A 22,898-nucleotide genomic window follows, 5' to 3' on the forward strand; every position below is an offset into this window, starting at 1 on the left:
GTCCATCAGCCGGACCGCCAACAGCACCACCGCCATCGTATGTTCCTCATCAACAAGCATCAGCCTTTGCAGTAGACCCTGGCGGAATTGCCAGATGTATGTTCAGGTACACATATGTATGGCTGCGAGGTTTCCAACAATTTTGGTTCTATCCGACCTTTGTTGGCCGTGACTCTGTCGCAGGCTATCGCTGGACCGGCTTTAGATGGATGTACTTCGGAATAAGCTTACGACAAATTCAATCGTTTACTTGTGTGTAAAACGGAGACTGTTTTTGTATTTATAGAATAAAAATGGAGAAAGAGAGCTGCTAAGAATCTCTCTTTCTCCATTTTTTTGTAAGAAGAATAAAATTCCCATCTTGTCGGATTTTTGTTATTTATGACTTTAGGTAGTTACTTTTACTTCCGCGGCGAATTTATTGGGAGGGATTCAGGATGGAACACGAATTGAAGGAGTTTATAAAAAAGTGTAATCTTTCCATCAAGCAGGAGGATGAAGGCAACCTCTACTGGAACACCCGATGCCTCTCGTGTGGATATAATCAGGAGAAGAAAGAAAAGTCAGGCGGATGCATGACACTATGATTTTTATTTTCGGTATCCTCTACATACTACTAACAAAATAGTTTCTTAACGATAGATTGAGAGAAGCATGATAGCGTTGCATAGGCGGCGAATTTCCGCCTAATGTATATAGAGGCAGCTTAAGAAGCAGATATAAGCGGAGAAATTCCGACTAACTCCTCTAAATAAGTCCAAATCCAAAGATTTGCATAAAATAAGCGGAAAAACTCCGCTTATTTTTAAGGAAATATGGGTATTTCCCGATTTAAGCGGAATTTTTCCGTTTAATTTTCAAACACACGACTTCGGACACAATCATGCTTTTTGGACACTTCCATGTCCGAAGATGACCCGACTTCGGACACGCCCTAGCATTTTGTGCCCTCCCATGTCCGAAGTAATCTCGACTTCGTTCACATCCTCGCCGTGAAATCAACAGAACCCAAAAAAATGGCCCAGGTTCACATCCCCCTGAGCCATTCGCTTTCAAATTACCTGTCTTTCTTTTCTCCCACGCGACCAGATCACCACCGGAATCAGCAATAACGATAAAATGCCTCCAGTAAAAGATAATACTAGATAACTAGAACCTGCTACAATTACTCCGGACAAGGCCCCGCCAGCCGCTCCTGACAACGCAATTAGGACATCAACGGTACCTTGAGTCCGTGCACGTGTCGAGGTTTTAGTTGAATCGACAATAAGTGCGGTCCCACTGATCAAACCAAAATTCCATCCTAATCCAAGTAAAGAAAGTGCAATGATCATCAGAACCATCGAGTCTCCTGGTGCAAAGGCTGCGGTTAAACTGGCCAATAGCAACGTTGTTCCAGAGGCAATCGCCATCGCTGTGCGCCCCAGCTTGTCAACGAGGACACCTGTAACGAGTGAAGGCAGATACATGGCCCCGATGTGGAAACCAATCACAAGGCCGACGGCACCTAAGCTATGTCCATGATGCATCATATGAACGGGTGTCATCGTCATAATCGCGACCATGACAATTTGCGTGATGACCATAATGGCGGCACCAACGATGATGCCTCTTTTGTTTTCTGTCTGCTCAGCTACTGCCACATGCCCTTTCTCACTAGGCTCTAGCGTCGTCGCTTCAATCGTTCTCGCGATCACTAATGGATCCGGGCGAAGCATAATGAATAGGACAAGTCCGGCAAAAATATAGGCTGCTGCTCCTAAAATGAACGGACCAGCAAGGGATGGAACACCTATCGCAACAGCGAAATTCCCCATTACGTTTACTAAATTCGGACCTGCAACGGCACCAAAGGTGGTAAACACCATCGTCATACTAATCGCCGTCGCTCGCTGTTTACTATTGGCTAAATCCGTACCTGCATAACGAGCTTGTAAATTGGTGGCAGACCCGGCACCATAAACCAGCAGGGAAGCAAATAACAGGATAACACTATTCAGGATTGCGGCCAGAATGACGCCTATGGCTCCAAGTCCACCAATCAAAAAACCAGTGGAGAGACCTGTACGCCGGCCAAACCGTTGCGAAAGTCTCCCAACAAAAAGGGCCGCTCCTGCTGACCCAAACGTTAATAGTGCGGAGGGAATGCCGGCATACGCATCTGTACCAAGCATTTGCTGGGCAAGCAGTGCACCGACAGTCACTCCTGCTGCTAAGCCAGCACCCCCAAATATTTGTGAAATACTGACAACGATTAATGTCCGCTTGTATAGCGACTTTTGTTTTTCTGGAGAATGTAACAAGGCTGTTTGCACGTCTAATGCTTTTTGTGACATAAACTAACCTACCTTTCTAGAAACCTCTCTGCCAACTAGATTTGAATCATCATAGCACGGAAAAATATTAGCCGCCACCCATTTTCAGAAAATTATATGATTGTACGGTTTCCTGTTGTCTGGATTAACTGAAAACAAGGTAAATGTTCCTAATTTTGATAAAGTATTCCTACAGGAGAAGTAATATAATTAAATTACTAGAGAGCAAGATGGCAGGGGGGAGAGGAATGAAAAGAGTCTGTAATCAATGCCACACGGAAATGATCGAAGATTGCAACGTTAGTGTCGAAGGCGGCTTCTATGGCCTAAAAATTAGTCGAAAAGGGAAAGGAATATTCAAGAGTGTTTCTGCAAAGCCCAAAGCAGCGGTGTGCCCAAATTGCGGGTATGTTGCTTTCTATATTGATGAGTACAAGGAATTTAAATTTTGAACGAACTCCTGAATGAGGTGTGATGTGAAAGATATAGTAGAAATGATCTATTCGTACATTCAGATGGCCTTTTTTCTTAGTGCTCCCTTAGCGTTTCTTATCTGGATCGTTCTGGGATTTAAACGAAAAACGGATCGAAAAAAAGAAAAGGACACGACCAAAACACAACTCATACTTTGTACTATTTTCATCGTTGTCGCTTCGCCCATTGCCTTTTTCATTGGAGGTATGGCTACAGACAGCGCAGATGACTCGGATCCAATTGGACTTATGTTCTTGCAAGGCTTCTCATTCATTATGGCCTATCCACTTTTTTGTTTATTAGTAACCATAACGAAATGGTTCGTCCAGAGATTCCGTGCGTAGAATTAAAATGTTACAAGGAACTTGTAATAAAGATATTTTCCAGTTATTATCCAAAAAGTGTCGTAAGTTTAATAAAATAAGTCATAAGTATCCAAAAATATGTAATAAGTCTCGAAAAATATGTCATTAACAACTTAGAATTTCGGCTAATTTCCAACAAATGCCGTAAGTAGAAGAGGGAATAGGACGTGAAGAAATGCTCTTGTATTATTTTATGCTCATTCTGGGCGCCTTGTTTGTAATTGGCGCGGTTATTTCCTTTTTTGTCATGTATGGTAATAGGGACTATCGATTATTAAAAGTAGGTAGGAGCGTTGTAGCCCTTTTAATGGGTATTTTACTTTTAGCAATGACTCTTCCAAGCCTAAAGTATGTTGTATTAAAGGAATATGATGTCGTCCGTGGGAAATGTGTGATTGAAATCGATTCGTCAGGCCGTACTTCTGAAGCGGACTTTACCATGCTCGGTACAGATGAAATATTTTCCTTCAGAGATATTCCTGCACTTGATGCCTATGGTAAGGCAATCCCTTATTATTGCGAAGTGACCGTTACAAAAGACCATTTGGTTGAAATAAGTTATAAAATATTTGACTTCAAAACACGGAAGTTACTAGTAACTAGTAAATAACCTTCTTTTTAGTAGGCTGAATGGTTGATTTCACTATGTTCGAAAAATAAGCGCAAGAATTCCGCCTATAAAGAAAAATACCCATATTTCCTTAAATATAAGCGGAGTTTTTCCGCTTATATGATTCAAATCATTGGATTTAGTCCTATATCGAGCGGTTAACCGGAATATCTCCGCTTATATCGGCTTGTTAAGTCCCCTCTATATACATTAGCCGGAAATTCTCCGCCTATGGATTCTCATACAGACCCACACGAAAAGGGGAGTGGATCTCAAACTCTTACAATCTTAGAACCCATGCCCCTCATCAATAATTAACCCCATACAACTTAAGCTCCTCCGTATCATGCGGAAGCGTAATCATCCGTTCAAACCGCATTCCCACTTTTTCAAGCAAGCGTGCTGAGCCCACATTATCAACAGAGGTAATTGCAACCAATCGCTTCAGCCCGACCACCTCCTTACCATATTCCAATGTCGCTGAAGCGGCCTCAAAGCCATACCCCTTAGATTGGAACCTTGTTAAAAAGGCAAACCCCAGGTCGACATCTGCTAATCCATCTCGTTTAATCAACCCGCACATCCCAATCGGGGTCCTACCGGCGTCCTTTAATTCCACCAAAAAAAGACCAAAGCCCAGTCGTACGTACATCTCCATCGGACCATTTACAATATAGTTTCTAGCATCATCCAACGTCCGGATCCCTCGATCACCGATGAACCGCACCCAGGTGGGATCATTCAACAGCTCGAGTATAAACGCTGCATCATCTGGAGTTAACCAGCGAAGGGTCAACCGTTCCGTTTCCATTACTTTCATAAAAAACACCTCAATACCGAATTTTTATCTCTTCTATTCTACTTGGTCCATTAAATTTATACCACTTGTAATAAAATCATGCAGAGATGGAAAAAAATCCAATTAGTATATAGGAAATGATAGAATAAGATAACGAAAATCGGCGGAAGGATGTATGTAAACATGATCGGTGTCAGGTACCAATTCGCAGCAGTCCTGTTCATTTGTGCACTTCTAACAGGATGTACGAGCAAAGAAACAAAACCCTTTGTACATAATTATCACTATTATGGTGAATCCACTCATTGGGCAGCGACAATGCTGTTTTCAGGAAAGGGCAATACGTCCGACCATTATAATGAAAACCAAAAAAGCTTTTTACTCGAATATAAAGGGGATTATGAGGATATCTCTCATTCAGTTGTCCGCTATTCCTATAAATCCAGCTCAGGAGTCGAAGGCGGCTCAGAAAGCCCGCCAGGCACCAGATATATTCGGACCAGTGAAAAAGGAACGGGCGGCGAGATCCAAGATAAAGATGAAATCATTAAGGTCACCGTGAAGTGGAATGGTCAAAAAGAAATCATTCCTATGAAAATAAAAAGCAGTAAATAGTTTAGGACAGAGAAAATCCTCAGGAGTGTAGAAACAAAGGAGCAAGAGGTTGAGAGTAGTCTGTCCTTTCAGGGGGAATCCAATTGAAAAAATCATTAGCTTTTCTTTGCATGTTACTAGGGTTGTTCCTAATCGGAAGCTTAAATGGATATCATTTTACGTCAGCGAAAGCGATCCCAGGTGATGTCATAAAGGTTCGCTCACTCGCAATTGGTGAGTTTGGCCAAGCGGTATTATTTGAAGATCGAACCAACCAATCTTTTGGAGTCGCAGAAATCGAAAAAAGGTATGGTTTCTTTTACCGCTATCAAGGGGGTTCCTCAGGTTACTCCATTGAACAAGGCAAGCCATTTCAAGCAAGTGGAATTGGAGATAGACATGCTTTTTTAGTCGCGATTAAAACCGCTGACCATTCAAAGATAAAATATATCGTACTTGGAAATCATATCGAAGGAATCACGCCTTCGGATCATTATGAATTATCTCTCCAAGATGTCAAAGAAAATCGGGCAGCTTACCATGTAAAAGAAGTGAAGGATGGCTATGCGTTATTTGTATTGGACGATTACACAGAAGATACATGGACCATCCGGGCCTTTGACAAAGACGGAAAATTAATCGCCGACAAATTACTAGGCGCCGAGCCAAGATACATCAATTGGAAATAGTCCGTGGCCGCTGATCATAGAGCAGGTTTTCTGGAGGAACTTAAATGGAAGAACCGATAGTAATGATTAAACATCCCAAATGGGAAATCATCACCTTTGAACTAATCCAATTGCTTTGCATCGGAGGTCCACTCATCATGACCATCAAGTGGACAATCGAAAAGAATCATTTTTTGATTGTATATGGACTTGTCTTGATAATGACATTTATTCTGCTCTTCCGCCATTATCGAGGCGATGTCCGCGGGTATGTCGCCGTTTATTCAGATCGAATAGTGGACGCGAAGAAACGTACACAAGAAGTATTAATAGATAATGTAGTCGAAGTGAAGTATTTTAAAAAAAAGGTCACCTCCAGGCAAACCTGGTATATAGATTGTTTACAATTTCATCTAAAGAATCAAACAGAACCTATACAGATCACACTCTCCTCAAGAGGGACCGTCACACCTCATACAATGAGAGCGGAAACCAGCGAAATATGGAATTATCTTCGGACCAATTATCCAACCATTAACTATACAAAGGAAAACTGGAACGGCCCCTATTAACAGAATCACAGGCACCATTCACATCGCTTTTGATAGAGCAAAGGCCTTTTCGAAAAATGAACTCATTTCGATTCCCTAAACCTTGTGCCCTCCTGCGACCCTTCAACGGCTTCGAGAGGAGTACCAGACTCAGCAATCCTAGACAGCACAAGTGAAAAGTTGTCGGCATCAAAACGGGTTTTTCAGCGGAAATCTCCCGATTTCCCCAAAACAAAAACCGCCTTCATAATAAGGCGGTTTAGCTTTGTACTCTAAACAGTTGCTTTCGGATTTGGACCATATTGATTGTCATGCGGCTGGCTGTCCATAACAGTGAAGATCAGCAGGACAATGGCGCCGATGATCGGAATAAGCGCAATAAAAATCCACCCGCCGCTTCGACCGGTATCATGCAAGCGGCGAAACGTAACAGCTAATGATGGTAATAGCACAGCTAACGAATAAAGTCCGGATAAAATCGCGGGAAGCCCCGTGTAATGTTCCACTACAGATAGGATAAGTGAGACAAACGCATTGAAAAGAATAAACATCCAGTATTCCTTCCGTCTAGCCCTGCCTGAAAAACCTACATACTCCTTTAACACTTTCAAATACCATTCCATGAATGTACCCCCTTTGATGTTCATGAAAAATGACAATACACTATTGCTATATTAGTTTATTACTTTCCAAGCCTCTTAAGAATAGAAAATTCTAATAAAACCGTTTAAAGCTCTCAAAATGTTCTTGGTAATACTTGCCTTGCAGATTGGAAATCATTACGCCTCCATCATTGGCGTGGATGAATTCATTGTTGCCGAGGTAAATACCTAAATGAGAAATTCCCTTTTTATATGTATTTTCGAAAAAGACAATGTCACCAGCTTTAGGTGTGTTGACATAATATGTACGGTCGTAGAACCCTTCGGCAGAATACCGTGCAATGTCCATCCCTGCTTGATTGGCCACATAATACACGAACCCACTGCAGTCAAAGCCAGAAATCGTGCTGCCTCCCCAGACATATGGAATGCCAATCAGCTTCTTCGCACTCGCGATCATCTTGGTGGCAAACTCCGTGTCAACGTCTGGTTTAGAGGTGCTAGGTACCTTAAGCTTTGGAACCTTGAGTGTTTGCCCGACATTGATTCGGTCGGAAGTTAGTTTGTTAAGCGCCTTCAAGTCGTTGAGTGAAATCTTATATTGGGAAGCAATTTCCCCCAGGGTATCACCGCTTTTAACGATATAATCGGTTACTTCAGGCTGCTTCACGACAGGCGGTTTGGCCGTTACGGGCGGCTTAGCTGTCGTAGGCTTCGCGGCAGGTACGGGTGCTTTCTTGGCTGGAACCTTGAGCTTTTGGCCGACATAAATCATATCTGACTTTAGTTTGTTCAATGATTTGATGTTCGAAACGGTTGTTGCATGCTTCCCAGCAATTTTGCCAAGATAGTCCCCGCTTTGGACAGTATAAACACTTGTTGCAGCCGTAGTCGTCTGCGGTTTAGTTGTGGTCGTTGTCGGCTTCTTCACAGGTGCTGGTACAGTAATAATTGTCTGTTTCGGAGCAGACACCTTCAGCTTTTGGCCGACATGGATAATCGTCGTATCAAGCTTGTTCCACTGCTTTAGTTCTGCGAGTGTCACATGAAAACGGTTGGCAATCTTAATCAAGGCGTCACCTTTTACAACGGTGTAAGTAGTGGGCTGTGAGGCTTGGGTCATCTTGCTGGCAACTGTGATCTTGAGCATTTGATTGACGGTGATAAAATCCGATTTCAACCCGTTTGTAGTTTTAATGTCTTTTATAGTCGTATGATACTTTGTGGCAATCTTGGCAAGGGTATCGCCTTTTTGGACCTTGTATGTATCGGCCAGGGCCGTTCCTGCAAATACGGTCGAAAGCAGCGCGGCTGTCGACAAGGCGCGAACGATGGTTTTCTTCATTTAGCAAATCACCTCTATTTTTTTCACAGTTTTATTAATTTTACCATAGTTTGCTAGTGTTTCGGTAAAAAATATGTAAAACTTTCCTGAATTGGGTGTAGAAATTAAATTATTTGCAGAATTATAAGAAAATGATTCAAAAAATGCCTTCACGGAAGTGAAACAGCCTCACGATGAATCACTTAACAACAATTCTTTACAAAATTCTCTAATTAATTACAAAATTCACTGGAAATCCATTTACATTTTTCTGCTAGTCTAGTAGAATTGGGAATTAGAGTAAACTAAAGGAGGATATGAAAGGTGGATCGTGCAGTCGAGAAGAATCGTGACAGTGTAGCCAATTTCTCAGAGATTGTGAGAAAGGCATACGAAACAGGTATGAACGAGAATGAAATTACCCTAGAAAAATTACTAGCAGACTTAAAATCAGACCTGAAACACTTATTGGTCGGTTAATTATAGATAATAAATAAATGATAAAAATCAGGCCAGCGAGGTTACCTCGCTGGTCATTTGTGTGTTTTAGGAATCGGATGGCAGCCTTGTGCCTGTAGAGTTTAGATATTTGATTGACTGACAGTGACTAATTCTCAAGGGATATTTTTGTTATAAATGGTAACTATAACATTATAACCGTATTTTAAAGGATGATGAATTTGTCTGACCCTCGAATCGTTCAATTTGATAAGGCTGTTAAACTGAGAAAAGAGTCTACAGATGCTATGCTTGACTATTGGAAAGACCATGCACTATATAGTTCTCTAGAGTATTGGATCATGGTTGCCATCCTTATCCTGCCACTCATCGTTCTAGTCGTTAAAATCGATAAGAATAAGTTATTTTTAATCACATTTTATGGATACACCGTTCATCTTTTAGCTGCGTATATCGACTTATTTGCGATAAATAGTGGAAAGTGGAATTTTCCATTTCCGCCAATCCCATTACTTCCTAGTTTTTCGATTGATTCAAGTATTGTACCGGTTACTTTTATGCTTGTCTTTCAGTGGACGTTAAATCATAAAAAAAATTATTACGTCTATGCCTTACTTGCAGCCATATTTTTCTCGTTTGTTTTTAATCCCATACTTGCTGGGTTAGGTTTATTTAGAATGTATGGAAGTACAAATTATTTCCATATTTTCATTTGGTATGTAAGTGGGCTTTTAACAGCAAAGTGGATAACAAATTTTTTCGTATGGCTTCAAAATAAATACACTAAATGACAATGGGAAACCTTTCTCATGGGTTTTTATAGAGGTTTATGTGACCTCAAGAACCATACAAAAGGGTGTTGAAATCCTAGTTTTTACTATTATATAGTTATTAACATTGATAGCGTTTACAACTTAAATGTGAATCCCGCACATGGTTCTTACTATGGTATCTCATTTGTTGTGATGTGTTTTTGCTCGATTACTTTTACATCTAAGTGAACAATCGAAGTATCATAAGGGAAAATGCAAAAAGAGGTCATGATTATGTCAATAGATTGGGTAACGATTGTTCTGATGTGGGTTATTGGTATGATTTCATATATCGTTGTTACTCAGAAAAAACGGCATAGAAAAGTATTGTTTACAATCCTTGTATGCCAGGCCATTCTGTGGCTGAATGCCTTCATACATGTCGAATTTCATCTGATTGCTTATCCGGTTCGTGAATTGCCTATAGCGACAAACGTGCTCTTCACCACGGAATATTTCTTTTACCCGCTTGTGTGTGGGGTGTATCTTGCTTACGAGCCCAAACGACGTTCTTATTGGGTTCGGCTGTTCTACTTGTCGGTGTGGATTTCCGCCTTAACTGTTTATGACCTGATACTTGCCAAATTTACAAATCTAATTGAATATCTCCATTACGCTTGGTATTTTACGTGGCTGAATTATTTTCTGATCTTTGTGGTGACCAATGGGATTTTTCAGTGGTTCTTTCATGAAAAGAGGTATTTTCAAAAAGACCAGGAGGCGGCTAAATGAGACGGGAATACTGGATTTTAATCGTGGTCTGGTTATTGGCAGCGGGGTTAGTTTTTCTCATTCCTAAAAATAGACTCCGTTTAGCTGTGAGCGCCTTTGTATTTACGCAGGCAATTACGTGGATATTTGGTTCCTTAGTGGTCGAATATGGGTTGATCACGTATCCAGTCCGGTTGTTCCATGTGGCCAACCGTTCAAGCTTTACTTATGAATTTTTTGTCTACCCTATTGTGGCTGGTCTCTATAATGTATTTTACCCATACTCCTTCAGTCTGTTCATCAGGATCCTCTACACTAGTGCCTATTGCACGGTCCTGACGATTCCTGAGGTATTTATTGAAAAATACACGGACTTAATTGAGTATCAGCACTGGACCTGGTATTGGACCTGGACTTCTCTATTTCTTACCTTTATGCTGACGCGTGGGTTTTGTCTATGGTTCTTCAATGGGATTATGAAAGAGATGGAATGAGGGAAGATTGTACAGGTAAATAAGTGACAGGCCAACTTAAGTGAATAGGGTTGGTCTGTTTCTTTCGGTCTAGAACGAGTTTGAATGTTAATGGGTCTTTTTAATCATAAATTGGGATTCAATCGGATTGAAATTCCTACCAATTATGGATTTCCTCTTCAAATATATTTAAAATGGGTGTTTAATAGATAGAGTAATAATTACTTAGACAAAAAAAGTAAAAAGACGACAAATTATGATATAATAGACAAGGTTTTGTATTGAATTATTTAGGAGGACGAAATGGAAGAGACTATCAGTTTAAAAGAATTGCTCGAGACATTGAAAAAGCGATTAGTGTTAATCGTGTCGATAACTGTTATTGCTGCCATCATTAGTGGAGTGGTGAGTTATTATTTCTTAACCCCGATTTACCAAGCTTCTACCCAGATTCTCGTGAATCAAAAGGAAAATAAACAATCTTTATACCAAACAAATGAAGTACAAACAAACCTTCAATTAATTAACACCTATAATGTAATCATTACAAGTCCTGCCATCTTAGATATTGTTTCTAAAGAACTTGACTTAAATATGACAGCTGCACAATTAAAAGAAAAGATTACCGTGGGAAGCGAAAAGGATTCCCAGGTGGTTAACCTCTCAGTTCAAGATCCTGACGCAAAGGCAGCTGCGCAAATTGCGAATAAAACAGCGGAAGTCTTTAAAAAAGAAATTTCCAATATTATGAATGTCAATAATGTCAGCATTTTGGCGAAAGCAGATGTGTCTGAAAATCCAGCACCGATTAAACCAAGACCATTATTAAATGTAGCAATTGCCATAATTGTCGGTTTAATGGCTGGAGTTGGACTTGCCTTCCTACTTGAATACTTTAATAACACAATTAAAAACGAACAAGATGTGGAAAAGCTCCTTGGTCTTCCAATCTTAGGTATTATTGCAACGATTGATGATCAAAAAATGGAAGAATCTGCAGCGCGTCGGGCCGCAAGAAATTCACAGGTAAGAGGTGAGAATGTTGGCGCTTAAAAAGAAAAAATTAAAAAGTAAAGACTCAAAACGTAAACTAGTAACAGCAATTGACCCTAAGTCGCCTATTTCCGAACAATACCGGACGATTCGAACAAATATTCAGTATTCCTCTGTTGATAAGGAAATAAAGGCCATCATGGTGACTTCCTCTGGACCTGAGGAAGGAAAATCAACAACAGCTGCGAACCTAGCCGTTACCTTTGCCCAGCTAGGCCAAAAGGTTTTACTAGTCGATGCTGACTTACGTAAACCGACTGTTCACCATACCTTCGGATTAAATAATCTATTCGGGTTTACGACTGTGTTAACTAAACAGAAGACACTTGAAAAAACAGTTCTTGAAACAGAGGAGAAGGATTTGTACATCCTGACAAGTGGACCGATTCCACCAAATCCTGCTGAACTATTAAGCTCGAAATCAATGGAACAATTTATTGAAGAGGCAAAATCTCAATTCGAATATATCATTTTTGATACCCCGCCATTGTTAGCGGTAGCGGATCCGCAAATTATTGCCAATCAAGTGGATGGTTCGATTCTTGTTGTGTACAGTGAAAAAACGATCATCGATCAAGCCAAAAAGAGTAAAGAATTACTTGAACATGCCCAAAGCAAATTGCTTGGTGTGGTCTTGAATCATAAAGAAATACAAAATGGTGACTATTACTATTATTATGGGGCGAAGTAACAAATTTCGACAAACTTCTCCCTTATCCTGTGCTACTATATTAAAGTTCCTTAAAAACTAACAATTAATTGGAAAGAATGTGGGACTAATGGTTGATTTGCATTGTCATATATTGCCTGGCGTTGATGACGGGGCAAGGGATTTGTCGGAAAGTGTCAAAATGGCCAAAAAGGCAATTGAACAAGGAATTCATACCATTGTGGCTACCCCGCATCATTTAAACAATCGATATGAAAATCCAAAACAGTCCATTATTGATCGAGTAGAAGAGTTAAATCGGGCATTGAGAGAAGAAAAGATTGATTTAACTGTTCTGCCAGGTCAAGAAACAAGGATCTATGGTGAAATGGTCGCTGGCTATGAAGCAGCAGAAATTCTACCTATTAATCATACCCAATATGTATTAATAGAATTCTCATCCAGCCAGGTTCCAAGATACACAGAGAAGCTGTTTTTTGATTTGCAGACAAAGGGGCTTGTCCCTGTAGTGGTTCATCCAGAGCGGAATCAGCAAATTATTGAGCAGCCAGAAATTCTCTATAACCTGGTCGAGAAGGGTGCATTAACCCAAGTAACGGCTGCAAGCATCTGTGGAGATTTTGGAAAAAAGATTAAAACATTTTCGCTGCAATTAATCGAAGCAAATCTGACTCATTTTATCGCATCGGATGCACATAACACAGTCAACCGTACCTTTAAAATGAGAGCAGCATTCGACCTTGTTCAAAATAAGTACGGTAATGACTACATGTATTTATTCCAAGAGAATTCAGAACTAGTGATTGAAGGCGGTCATGTTTATAAAGAAGTCCCGGAGCGAATCAAAAAGAAGAAGTTCTTTAACCTTTTTTAACCGAGTAAGCGGATAAGGATAAACGGGTTTTAAAGGAAGAAAAAGGAGGAGTACTTCTCCTCCTTAATATACTTATAAATACACGAACTGAGGTTGGGTAAGATGCCAGAAGGTAGATTGGAATCTAATAAATATCTAATGAAAGAATAAGTGTTGAACACTTGGATTTCCATTAGGTATTTATTTTTTTGCCCACACACTTTAGTAGATGAAAGAGTTTATTAGATAAACTAATTTTAGAAAAAGGGGAATGTCCAGGTGACGTATGGTAAGAGATTGACGGCACTCGCTGTTTTGGATTCTGTGATTGTGATAACAGCAATCTACATAAGCTATTTGACACTGGTACCAGGTGTAAATGTGATTAAGATCCCAATGTTTCAGGTTACTTGGCTGACATTATTTTTATGCCATCATCTATTTGCTTCTATTTATAAGTTGTATCAAAAGGCCTGGGAATATGCGAGTGTGGGTGAGTTGGTTGCCATTGTTAAGGCAGTAACCCTTTCAATTGCGGTTACCGCACTTATGCAGGAATTGGCATTTCATAACATGTATGTCAGGGCATTAATGATTACATGGATGTTGCATGTCCTGTTAATTGGCGGTTCACGGTTCTCGTGGAGAATGTTTCGTGATAGCTATATGAAGAAACAGGAAAGCGTAAAAAGGACATTAATTATCGGGGCCGGTTCTGGTGGAACAATGGTGGCTAGGCAATTGATTCATAACCATGACATTGATCTGAAGCCCGTGGCATTTATTGATGATGATGCGAAGAAATATAAATTAGATATCCTCGGTATTCCAGTAGTCGGGGATTCGAGCCATATCCCGGAAGCAGTCGAGAGATTTCAGATTGATAATATCGTGATTGCGATTCCTTCTTTAGGGCAGAAAGAATTAAATCGGATTTTTGAGGAATGTGCCAAGACAAAAGCCAAGACACAAATCATTCCGAAGCTTGAGGATTTGATGACAGGAAAGATTTCTGTGAATCAATTCCGTGAGGTACAGGTTGAGGATTTACTTGGTAGGGAACCGGTAGAGTTAGATATTAATAGTATTTCTGAGTATGTCACAGGTAAGACGGTGCTAGTGACCGGTGCTGGTGGTTCGATTGGATCTGAGATTTGCCGACAGATTTGCAAGTTTAATCCTGGGAAAATTGTTTTAGTAGGTCATGGAGAGAACAGTATTTACACAATTGATATGGAATTACGAAGAAAATATCAAAATCAAATTGAAATTGTGCCGGTGATTGGTGATATTCAGGATCGGACGAGAATGTTTGATGTCATGGAAGAGCATCGACCGTTTGTTGTGTATCATGCGGCAGCACATAAGCATGTTCCGTTGATGGAATATAATCCGAGAGAAGCGGTTAAGAATAATATTTTTGGTACTAGGAATGTTGCGGAGGCGGCTGACACCTTCGGCGTCCATTCTTTTGTGATGATTTCTTCGGATAAGGCTGTTAATCCTCCGAATGTGATGGGAGCGACGAAGCGGTTTGCGGAGATGATTATTCAGAGTCTTGCTGTGAATAGTAATACGAAGTTTGTGGCGGTTCGGTTTGGGAATGTGCTTGGTAGCCGTGGTAGTGTGATTCCGTTGTTTAAGAAGCAGATTCAGGCTGGTGGGCCGGTTACGGTTACGCATGAGGATATGACGAGGTATTTTATGACGATTCCGGAGGCCTCGCGGCTTGTTATTCAGGCAGGATCCCTTGCGCGTGGTGGAGAGGTTTTTGTACTTGATATGGGTGAGCCTGTAAAAATCGTTGACCTTGCGGTCAATGTTATAAAGTTGTCAGGGTATTCTGTTGAAGAGATTGGGATTAAATTCACAGGACTTCGTCCTGGTGAGAAGATGTATGAGGAGCTTCTTAATGAGAATGAGGTGCATCCTGAGAGTATCTTCCCTAAGATTCATATTGGGAAGGCTAGGGTTATTCATGCGGATGTGTTAAGTCAGTTGATTGGTGGATTGCTTGATATGTCTGAGAAGGATATGCATGATACTTTGATTGATGTGGCTAATAATAGGTTTGAGGGACTTTCTGTTTTAACTGGAGTAAGTTAGAAAGAGCGGAATAAAAGTTTCAAGTATTTGGTTTGATAATGATGAAAAAAGTATAAAAGGTGAATATTTCATGCTGATTTTGGTGGTTTTGTATTGGTTGATAATTATTTATATCCAATAAAGTTCCAAATCACTAAAAAAATTAGGGGGTGTACTAAGGTGTATATAAATTTTAAAAGATTAATTGATATTATTCTTTCTTTATTAGGTTTAATTGTTTTATCTCCAGTTTATTTGCTTCTTATTATAGCTATTAAACTCGATTCAAAAGGTCCAGTTTTGTTCAAACAAAAGCGTGTTGGTTTAAAAAAGTCCCACTTCAATATACTAAAGTTCCGAACAATGAGAATAGATACACCTAAAGATACACCAACGCATCTTTTAGAAAATCCTGAGCAATACATTACAAAGATGGGAAAGTTTCTAAGAAAAACATCTCTTGATGAATTACCCCAGATTTTGAACATCTTTCTTGGACAAATGAGTATTATTGGCCCTAGACCTGCCTTATGGAATCAATATGACCTAATAGCAGAACGTGATAAGTATAGAGCAAATGATGTACCACCAGGACTAACAGGTTGGGCACAAATAAATGGTAGAGATGAACTTCCAATTGAAATAAAGGCGCAGTTAGATGGGGAGTATGTACAAAATATTAGCTTGTGGATGGATACAAAATGTTTCTTCGGTACAATCATTAGTGTTGTTAAGAGTGATGGTGTGGTTGAAGGAGGAACTGGAAAGACACAGAAAGATGAGGGGACTATGTCTTGATGAAGAATGAAGTTTTTGAAAAAAGTGCAAAGCCTAAAGAAGATGGTGATAAATATAAATTTAGTGTTTTGATGGCAGTGTACCATAAGGAAGTTCCTGAATTCTTTGATACTGCAATTGAAAGTATTCTATGTAGGCAGACATTAAGGCCGAATGAATTTGTATTAATATGCGATGGGCCATTAACAAAAGAACTTGATGATGTACTTAAAAAGTATGAGAACTTATTTCCGAATATAACTAGGATTTACAGATTAGATAAGAATGGCGGACTGGGAAATGCACTAGCATTTGGATTATCTAAGTGTACCTATTCGTTAATAGCTCGAGCGGACAGTGATGACCTGTGTGATTCAACACGCTTCGAAAAACAAATAGAGTTTCTTAGAAAAAATCCAAAGGTAGATGTTTTAGGAACGTTTATCGAGGAATTTGATACTGATTATAAACTTCCTGTAAACCAAAAGGTACTCCCTACTACTCACGATGATATATGTAAAATGGCTACATTTAGAAATCCTATAAATCATATGACAGTTATGTTTAAAAAGGAGATTATAATAAAATGTGGCTCATACCAGCATCTACCTTATCTAGAGGATTATTATATGTGGGTTAGAGCAATTGAAAACGGAGCTACTTTGAGTAATTTAGATGAATATCTGGTTCATGCGCGTATAGGTAATGGTATGGTACAACGAAGGAGCAATAAAAAATATATTGAAAGTTGGAAAATACTCAATCAGTATATGCTTAAACATAAAATGGTATCTATCGGTAAATACTTTCGAAATTTGCTATTGATAAGATTGTTTGTTTATATGCCAGTATCCTTAAAAGGACTAGTTTATAAGAATATATTAAGAAGAAAAGTTTTAGGATTCGAAAGGGATCCAAAAGCCACTGTATAGAGTAATAAAAAGAGGTGAGTGAAGATGGCACCAAGAGTTTTGATTGTTGGTACGGTTCCCTTCAATAAGAAATCTACATCAAGGGCATTTGAATCATATTTCTCTAATTGGGAAAGTGAGAACCTGGCACAGATATTTTCAAATACCAAAAAGCCAGCAAAGGGCCATTGTAGTACATTATTTCAAATTACGGATCAAAGGCTAGTAAAGAAAAGACTTAAGCATACCCTAGAAACTGGTGTAATTTATTATGATAAAGATTTGGCTGATGAATGGTCAGACAATACTCTTGAAGTAAATAGTTCAATATTCTCTAAGTTATATAATTGGGGAAGCAAGAAAAGACCAATAGTTTATTTGATGAGAAGATTAGTTTGGAATAAAAAGTATTGGTGTACAGAAAAATTAAATAAATGGCTGGATGAATTTAATCCAGAATGTGTATTCCTAAGTTTTTCAGATGACTTTTTTATTTCAGAGATTGCTCTATATGTGGCCGAACGTTTTAATATCCCTATTGTTTCATCAATTGGTGATGACTATTACTTTAATACTAAATTTTCCCTTTCACCATTTTATTATCTATATAAATTAAAGTACAAAAAACTCATAAGGGAAGTTTTTAAACATCCAGGAAGTGCCATTTATATAGGTGATAAGATAAGGGACAAATATAATCAGTCCTTCGGGCTAGATGGAGAAACAGTTTACCTTTCATCATCGATTAAGAGGAGAGAATTTAAAGAGATAGATGTTCAAAAACCTACCATTTCTTATTTCGGAAACATCCGGTTAGGAAGAAATCATTCTTTAAACGATATTGGATATGCTCTAGGAGAAGTTAATCCTAATTATATTCTTAATGTATATTCAAATGAAACTGACCCCAGTTACTTTAAAGTTTTTAATGAAAATAAAAATATCAGTTATCACGGCTCAATCCCCTATTCAGAAGTACAAAGTAAAACTGTGCAAAGCGATATTGTCGTAGTAGTAGAGGGATTTCAAAAACATGATGTCGATATTACAAGATATTCTCTATCTACTAAGGTTGCTGACTCTCTAGCATCCGGCTCCAACATTTTAGTATATGGCTCAATGGAATGTGGGGCAATAGAATACTTGAAGAATATTGACAGTGCTGCGGTATGTTCTCAAAAGGAAGATTTGGTTGATTGCATAGCCAATCTTATCTCTAATGTAGAGTTTCAGAAAAGAAACTATGAAATGGCAGCGTACTTTACCCAGAAACATCATAATTTACTTCAGAGCTCAGAGATATTTAAAGGTGTCGTAAATAAAATGGTTGAGAGGAAAAATAGAAATATGATCAAGGATAAATTGAGCCTATTAATTCATACATGTGATAAGTTTTCTGATTTATGGGATACACATATTATGCTATTAAATAAAAATTGGGCTAATAGAAATATTGACACTTTTTTAGTTAGTGATAATAAACCTTCAAAATCTTTTGAAGGTATCAAGCTTTTATCTGCGGGTGAGGGAAAGGAATTCTCAGAGCGAGTAGCATTTTCATTACCACATATAAAGACCGAGTATGTCTTAGTTACACTTGATGACTACTTTTTGACGAAACAAATACACACTGAAAAAATAGCTTCTTTGATAGATGTGATGGAAAAGGAGGAAATAGACTATATCAGTTTATTTAATGATCCAAATTCTTTTGATAGGATGAATGGATACAAAAATATCTATAATGTTAATTTAATTGGAAACTACAAGGTTAATTTATATCCGGGAATATGGAGAAAATCTTTTATTGAAAAAACTTTAAACGCTCCTCTAAATGCATGGCAGTATGAGGTATCACTTACTAAAATTGCGCGTGAAACTGGAGCTAAATGTGTTTTGAGTAAAGGAAAGGAATTCCCAATTCTTGATGTTGTACGAAAGGGGAAGCTTTTACACAAAGCTAATCGATATTTAAAAAAGCACCATTTGTATGAAGGTCCACGTGGTGTAATCAGTTACAAAGATGAATTCAAAATCTTTGTATTCTCAACAGGGAAAAAAATCTTGCCACAAGGCTTGGCTAACTTTATCAAGCGTAGACTAATAAATAAAGGATTTAAATTTTATAGCGAAATTGATTAGTGTGATTAACCTTAGAAGGAATGAAGAGTATGAAGGTACTAATAATTAACTCCGTTTGTGGGATAGGCAGTACAGGCAGAATAGCAACCGATTTATTCCATACATTGAGGGAAGAAGGGCATGATTGCAAAATTGCTTATGGAATAGGAACCGCAAATAATGTATCACCGGAATTTACGATAAAAATGAATAACAAATATGGCTATTATACCCATAATGCTCTTTCACGCATTACAGATAAGGCTGGGTTTTATTCTTCTAGAGCAACAAGAAATTTGATCAAACAAATTGAAGAATATGACCCTGATATAATTCATTTACACAATTTACATGGATACTATATAAATGTAAATATCCTTTTTGATTATCTATCTAAGGCTAATAAGCCTGTTATTTGGACTATGCATGATTGTTGGCCTATTACAGGCCATTGTACACACTTTGACCTAATCAATTGTTCCAAATGGAAGGACGGTTGTTTTAATTGTCCTCAGAAATCAGAGTATCCAAAAAGTTATTTTCTAGATAAATCAAAGGAGAATTATGCTCTCAAAAAGGAACTATTTACAAGTGTTAAAAATATGACTATTATTACTCCATCTAATTGGCTGACAGAAATAATACGAAAGTCCTATTTAGGCAATTATACAGTCAGAACAATTCATAACGGCATTGATCTTAATGTATTCAAGCCCACAGAAAGCAGTTTTAAAGAAAAAAATATGCTTATTGGTATGAAAATTGTTCTTGGTGTGGCAAATGCTTGGAATAGTCGGAAAGGATTGAATGATTTCATACGTTTATCTGAAATGTTAGATGAAAACTATAAGATTGTGTTGATTGGCTTGACAAAAGAGCAAATTGCAGCTCTTCCAAAAAATATCTTAGGAATTGAACGTACAAATAGTATTCAAGAACTTGCAGAAATATACTCGGATGCAGACGTTTTTGTGAATCCAACTTATGAAGATAATTTTCCTACAGTTAATATAGAGGCACTAGCTTGTGCTACACCTGTTATTACTTATAGAACCGGCGGATCTCCAGAAGCAATAGATTCCAATTGTGGACAGGTAATTGATGTAGGAGATGTTAATAAACTTTGTGAAGCTATATGTACGCTTCCATCATATGATCCTAATCTTATCTTAGTAAGGGCATCACAATTTGAACGTACAAAAAAATATAAAGAATATATAGATTATTACATGGAAATTACCCAGAATAAGTCCATTTATGTAGATTAAAAAATATAAGATACAGGTGTGATGCTTTATAGCTATTTATATTATACTTATCTTTTTTATAATAACTATTTCATTTCTAACAAAGTTAATAGTAAAAGGTAAAAAAAGGCAAGAAACATTAATTTTGCTATTTGGAACTATTTCTATGTATGCAATAAGTGCTCTAAAAAAGGATACAGTAGGTATAGATACTCTTGGATATAAAAGAGTATATGAAAGCGCAAGCCAATATTCTTGGGGCGATTTTAACTATGTTTATTTTGAGCCGGGATATATATTGCTTATGAAAATATTTTCGCAGATTGGCTTATCATTTCAATTATTTTCTGCAATTATATATGCCTTTATATATTTATCCTTTTATCAATTTGTTAAAAGATACTCAAAGGACGTAACTCTATCTTTGCTTATATATATTTGCTATATTTTTTTTGTGTTTAATATATCTGGCATAAGAAATGCTATATCAATAGCGATATGCCTATACTCATTTAGATTATTAGAAAAATCAGGTGTAAAATCATTTATTGGATTTACTTTGGTTGTTTTAATAGCATACTTTTTCCATAATTCTGCAATTATCTTTTTCCTTGTGTATTATATTATGAAGGCAAAAATCACTCCATTTGCTGCTCTAGGATATATTGGAGGATCTTTAGGTTTAGTCATTTTTAGAAATTACATTTATAGTTTTATTAATACATTTATTCATGGAATGGGGCAACCAGGGGAAATCTCAATAGGAGGAAATATAATATTATTAATAGGCATTTTGATATTTTCTTTAATAAGTCTCTATTTCATTAATAAAACCCAAGTAAAGAATTCGAAAAGATTAAATTATACGCAAATTGGATCTAATAGTACATCTCCTTTTGATATTAGTATGGGTTGTTTAAAACTTTTATATGTTGCCATTGTGGTTTTGTTAATGACAGGCCAGGATGACTTGTCACGATCTGCTATGTATCTTCAAGTTTTTATAATAATTCTTTTACCTAATATATTGCAGTTGTTTGAAATCAAATCGAGAATTTTATTAAAAGGTCTCCTTGTTTCGTTTTTAATTATATTTTTCTATGTAACTGTTTTGTCTGTAAGACAATATGATATTGTACCCTACTATTTCATTTGGCAGTAAATATAAGTATTAAGAATATTAATAATTAATGAAAGTTAAGAGATGAGTGATTATCAATATCCATATAATAAATATATTAGGAGTAATGCTTTTGTTCCTAAAACCAAAATAATAATTGTTTTGTTTAAATTGTAAAGATCTATAAATTTATTATCTTTATAGGCATTATAAAAATATAAAAAAGTAAATAATTCAATAAAATTAAAGGAGCAATTATCATGTTTAAAAATAAAACCCTATTAATTACAGGCGGTACAGGATCCTTCGGAAATGCTGTAATGAGAAGATTTTTAGATACTGATATAAAAGAAGTTCGTATTTTCTCTCGTGATGAAAAAAAGCAAGACGATATGAGAAAAAACTATAAAAATAGTAAACTTAAATTTTATCTGGGAGATGTAAGAGACTTAGCAAGTGTTAAAAATGCAATGCATGGTGTGGATTATGTTTTTCATGCAGCAGCACTAAAACAGGTACCATCTTGTGAGTTTTTTCCTATAGAAGCAGTGAAAACTAATATACTGGGTACAGATAATGTTTTAACAGCAGCAATTGATTATGGAGTAAAAAAAGTAATTTGCCTTTCAACTGATAAAGCAGCCTATCCAATTAATGCAATGGGAATTTCAAAAGCAATGATGGAAAAGGTTTTTGTTGCAAAATCAAAAACAGTTTCTCCAGACAGAACTTTGATTTGTGGAACACGATATGGTAATGTGATGGCCTCACGTGGATCGGTTATCCCATTATTTATTGAGCAGATTAAAAGTGGACATCCTTTAACTGTAACTGATCCTAATATGACAAGATTTCTTATGAGTTTAGATGAAGCGGTTGAGTTAGTAGTATTTGCTTTTCAAAATGCTAGTGCAGGAGATACTATGGTTCAAAAATCTCCAGCTAGTACAATTGGTGATCTTGCTCAAGCGGTAAAGGAATTGTTTAATGCTGACAACGAGATTAAAGTAATTGGTACTCGTCATGGGGAAAAACGTTATGAAACACTTCTTACTAAAGAGGAGTATGTAGTGGCAGAGGACCTAGGTGGGTTCTATAGAGTTCCTGCAGATAAAAGAGATCTAAACTATAATAAGTATTTCGCAGAGGGAGATCAAAAGCTCACTACTGTAGAGGAATATAATTCGGATAATACGCAAATCCTGAGTATTGAACAAATAAAAGAGACCTTACTTAAGTTAGACTATGTGCAACACGAGCTAAAGGAATGGAACAATAAAAAGATTCATGTAATGAACTAAAGG

At 37.6% G+C, this 22,898-nt stretch carries 24 protein-coding genes and 1 pseudogene; 21 read left to right on the forward strand and 4 right to left on the reverse strand.

The window, feature by feature from the left end:
- Positions 1-260: pseudogene (locus V7121_RS22280) on the forward strand (hypothetical protein); the annotation flags it as partial.
- Positions 261-1,052: 792 nt separating this feature from the next.
- Here the strand turns inward: V7121_RS22280 and V7121_RS22285 are convergent.
- The gene (locus V7121_RS22285) at positions 1,053-2,336 is read right to left on the reverse strand and encodes an MFS transporter (protein ID WP_335495596.1); all 1,284 of its coding nucleotides are present in this window, start codon (positions 2,334-2,336) and stop codon (positions 1,053-1,055) included.
- A gap of 227 nt (positions 2,337-2,563) precedes the next feature.
- On the opposite strand from V7121_RS22285, the gene V7121_RS22290 reads away from it, so the two are divergent.
- The 3 genes from V7121_RS22290 (at position 2,564) to V7121_RS22300 (ending at position 3,764) form a co-directional block, all read left to right on the forward strand.
- Complete coding sequence (locus V7121_RS22290; protein WP_335495597.1) at positions 2,564-2,767, forward strand: nucleic acid-binding protein; 204 nt, start codon at positions 2,564-2,566, stop codon at positions 2,765-2,767.
- Between the two features lie 24 nt (positions 2,768-2,791).
- Entirely contained in the window at positions 2,792-3,133 is a 342-nt protein-coding gene (locus tag V7121_RS22295) for a hypothetical protein (protein ID WP_335495599.1), read from the forward strand.
- A gap of 196 nt (positions 3,134-3,329) precedes the next feature.
- Entirely contained in the window at positions 3,330-3,764 is a 435-nt protein-coding gene (locus V7121_RS22300) for a hypothetical protein (protein WP_335547892.1), read from the forward strand.
- Positions 3,765-4,071: 307 nt separating this feature from the next.
- Here V7121_RS22300 and V7121_RS22305 read toward each other — a convergent pair whose 3' ends face one another.
- Positions 4,072-4,584: a GNAT family N-acetyltransferase gene (locus V7121_RS22305; protein ID WP_335495603.1), complete on the reverse strand. Its 513-nt coding sequence runs from the start codon at positions 4,582-4,584 to the stop codon at positions 4,072-4,074.
- Between the two features lie 162 nt (positions 4,585-4,746).
- On the opposite strand from V7121_RS22305, the gene V7121_RS22310 reads away from it, so the two are divergent.
- The 3 genes from V7121_RS22310 to V7121_RS22320 all read left to right on the forward strand — a co-directional run bounded on the left by V7121_RS22310 (position 4,747) and on the right by V7121_RS22320 (position 6,397).
- Positions 4,747-5,178, forward strand: a complete 432-nt coding sequence (locus tag V7121_RS22310) for a hypothetical protein (protein WP_335547893.1) — start codon at positions 4,747-4,749, stop codon at positions 5,176-5,178.
- 83 nt (positions 5,179-5,261) lie between these two features.
- On the forward strand, positions 5,262-5,846 hold the full coding sequence (locus V7121_RS22315; RefSeq protein ID WP_335547895.1) for a hypothetical protein: 585 nt from the start codon (positions 5,262-5,264) through the stop codon (positions 5,844-5,846).
- A 44-nt stretch (positions 5,847-5,890) separates the two neighbouring features.
- The gene (locus V7121_RS22320; RefSeq protein WP_335547897.1) at positions 5,891-6,397 is read left to right on the forward strand and encodes a hypothetical protein; all 507 of its coding nucleotides are present in this window, start codon (positions 5,891-5,893) and stop codon (positions 6,395-6,397) included.
- Positions 6,398-6,648: 251 nt separating this feature from the next.
- On the opposite strand, the gene V7121_RS22325 is transcribed toward V7121_RS22320, so the two are convergent.
- Together V7121_RS22325 and V7121_RS22330 are read right to left on the reverse strand one after the other, a co-directional pair.
- Positions 6,649-6,999 carry a DUF805 domain-containing protein gene (locus V7121_RS22325; RefSeq protein ID WP_335547899.1) on the reverse strand — a complete coding sequence of 117 codons (351 nt, stop codon included), beginning with the start codon at positions 6,997-6,999 and terminating at the stop codon, positions 6,649-6,651.
- Between the two features lie 91 nt (positions 7,000-7,090).
- Positions 7,091-8,323 (reverse strand): C40 family peptidase, encoded by a 1,233-nt coding sequence (locus V7121_RS22330; protein ID WP_335495613.1) that lies wholly within the window; start codon positions 8,321-8,323, stop codon positions 7,091-7,093.
- A gap of 303 nt (positions 8,324-8,626) precedes the next feature.
- Here V7121_RS22330 and V7121_RS22335 point away from each other — a divergent pair, with 303 nt between their 5' ends.
- The 14 genes from V7121_RS22335 (at position 8,627) to V7121_RS22400 (ending at position 22,895) form a co-directional block, all read left to right on the forward strand.
- Entirely contained in the window at positions 8,627-8,782 is a 156-nt protein-coding gene (locus V7121_RS22335) for a hypothetical protein (RefSeq protein WP_335495616.1), read from the forward strand.
- Positions 8,783-8,982: 200 nt separating this feature from the next.
- Complete coding sequence (locus V7121_RS22340) at positions 8,983-9,552, forward strand: hypothetical protein (protein ID WP_335495618.1); 570 nt, start codon at positions 8,983-8,985, stop codon at positions 9,550-9,552.
- 255 nt (positions 9,553-9,807) lie between these two features.
- Positions 9,808-10,305: a CBO0543 family protein gene (locus V7121_RS22345; protein WP_335495621.1), complete on the forward strand. Its 498-nt coding sequence runs from the start codon at positions 9,808-9,810 to the stop codon at positions 10,303-10,305.
- The gene (locus V7121_RS22350; RefSeq protein WP_335547901.1) at positions 10,302-10,778 is read left to right on the forward strand and encodes a CBO0543 family protein; all 477 of its coding nucleotides are present in this window, start codon (positions 10,302-10,304) and stop codon (positions 10,776-10,778) included. Before V7121_RS22345 ends, V7121_RS22350 begins: the two co-directional genes overlap by 4 nt.
- A gap of 282 nt (positions 10,779-11,060) precedes the next feature.
- The gene (locus V7121_RS22355; protein WP_335547903.1) at positions 11,061-11,810 is read left to right on the forward strand and encodes a YveK family protein; all 750 of its coding nucleotides are present in this window, start codon (positions 11,061-11,063) and stop codon (positions 11,808-11,810) included.
- Positions 11,797-12,501, forward strand: coding sequence for a CpsD/CapB family tyrosine-protein kinase (locus V7121_RS22360; protein WP_335547905.1), 705 nt, complete (start codon positions 11,797-11,799; stop codon positions 12,499-12,501). The genes V7121_RS22355 and V7121_RS22360 overlap by 14 nt, the downstream gene beginning before the upstream one ends.
- Before the next feature lie 88 nt (positions 12,502-12,589).
- Positions 12,590-13,354 (forward strand): tyrosine-protein phosphatase, encoded by a 765-nt coding sequence (locus V7121_RS22365; RefSeq protein ID WP_335547906.1) that lies wholly within the window; start codon positions 12,590-12,592, stop codon positions 13,352-13,354.
- Between the two features lie 258 nt (positions 13,355-13,612).
- Positions 13,613-15,439: a nucleoside-diphosphate sugar epimerase/dehydratase gene (locus V7121_RS22370; RefSeq protein ID WP_335547907.1), complete on the forward strand. Its 1,827-nt coding sequence runs from the start codon at positions 13,613-13,615 to the stop codon at positions 15,437-15,439.
- A gap of 159 nt (positions 15,440-15,598) precedes the next feature.
- Positions 15,599-16,216 carry a sugar transferase gene (locus V7121_RS22375; protein WP_335547965.1) on the forward strand — a complete coding sequence of 206 codons (618 nt, stop codon included), beginning with the start codon at positions 15,599-15,601 and terminating at the stop codon, positions 16,214-16,216.
- Positions 16,216-17,127 (forward strand): glycosyltransferase, encoded by a 912-nt coding sequence (locus tag V7121_RS22380; RefSeq protein WP_335547966.1) that lies wholly within the window; start codon positions 16,216-16,218, stop codon positions 17,125-17,127. Before V7121_RS22375 ends, V7121_RS22380 begins: the two co-directional genes overlap by 1 nt.
- Positions 17,128-17,151: 24 nt before the next feature.
- Positions 17,152-19,248, forward strand: a complete 2,097-nt coding sequence (locus V7121_RS22385; RefSeq protein WP_335547908.1) for a hypothetical protein — start codon at positions 17,152-17,154, stop codon at positions 19,246-19,248.
- Positions 19,249-19,277: 29 nt separating this feature from the next.
- Positions 19,278-20,495 (forward strand): glycosyltransferase, encoded by a 1,218-nt coding sequence (locus V7121_RS22390; RefSeq protein WP_335547910.1) that lies wholly within the window; start codon positions 19,278-19,280, stop codon positions 20,493-20,495.
- A gap of 124 nt (positions 20,496-20,619) precedes the next feature.
- Positions 20,620-21,636 carry an EpsG family protein gene (locus V7121_RS22395; protein ID WP_335547911.1) on the forward strand — a complete coding sequence of 339 codons (1,017 nt, stop codon included), beginning with the start codon at positions 20,620-20,622 and terminating at the stop codon, positions 21,634-21,636.
- A gap of 218 nt (positions 21,637-21,854) precedes the next feature.
- Positions 21,855-22,895 carry a nucleoside-diphosphate sugar epimerase/dehydratase gene (locus V7121_RS22400; RefSeq protein WP_335547912.1) on the forward strand — a complete coding sequence of 347 codons (1,041 nt, stop codon included), beginning with the start codon at positions 21,855-21,857 and terminating at the stop codon, positions 22,893-22,895.
- Positions 22,896-22,898 lie beyond the last annotated feature (3 nt).

Source organism: Neobacillus drentensis (assembly GCF_036962125.1).
Taxonomy (GTDB): Bacteria; Bacillota; Bacilli; order Bacillales; family Cytobacillaceae; genus Neobacillus; species Neobacillus drentensis_B.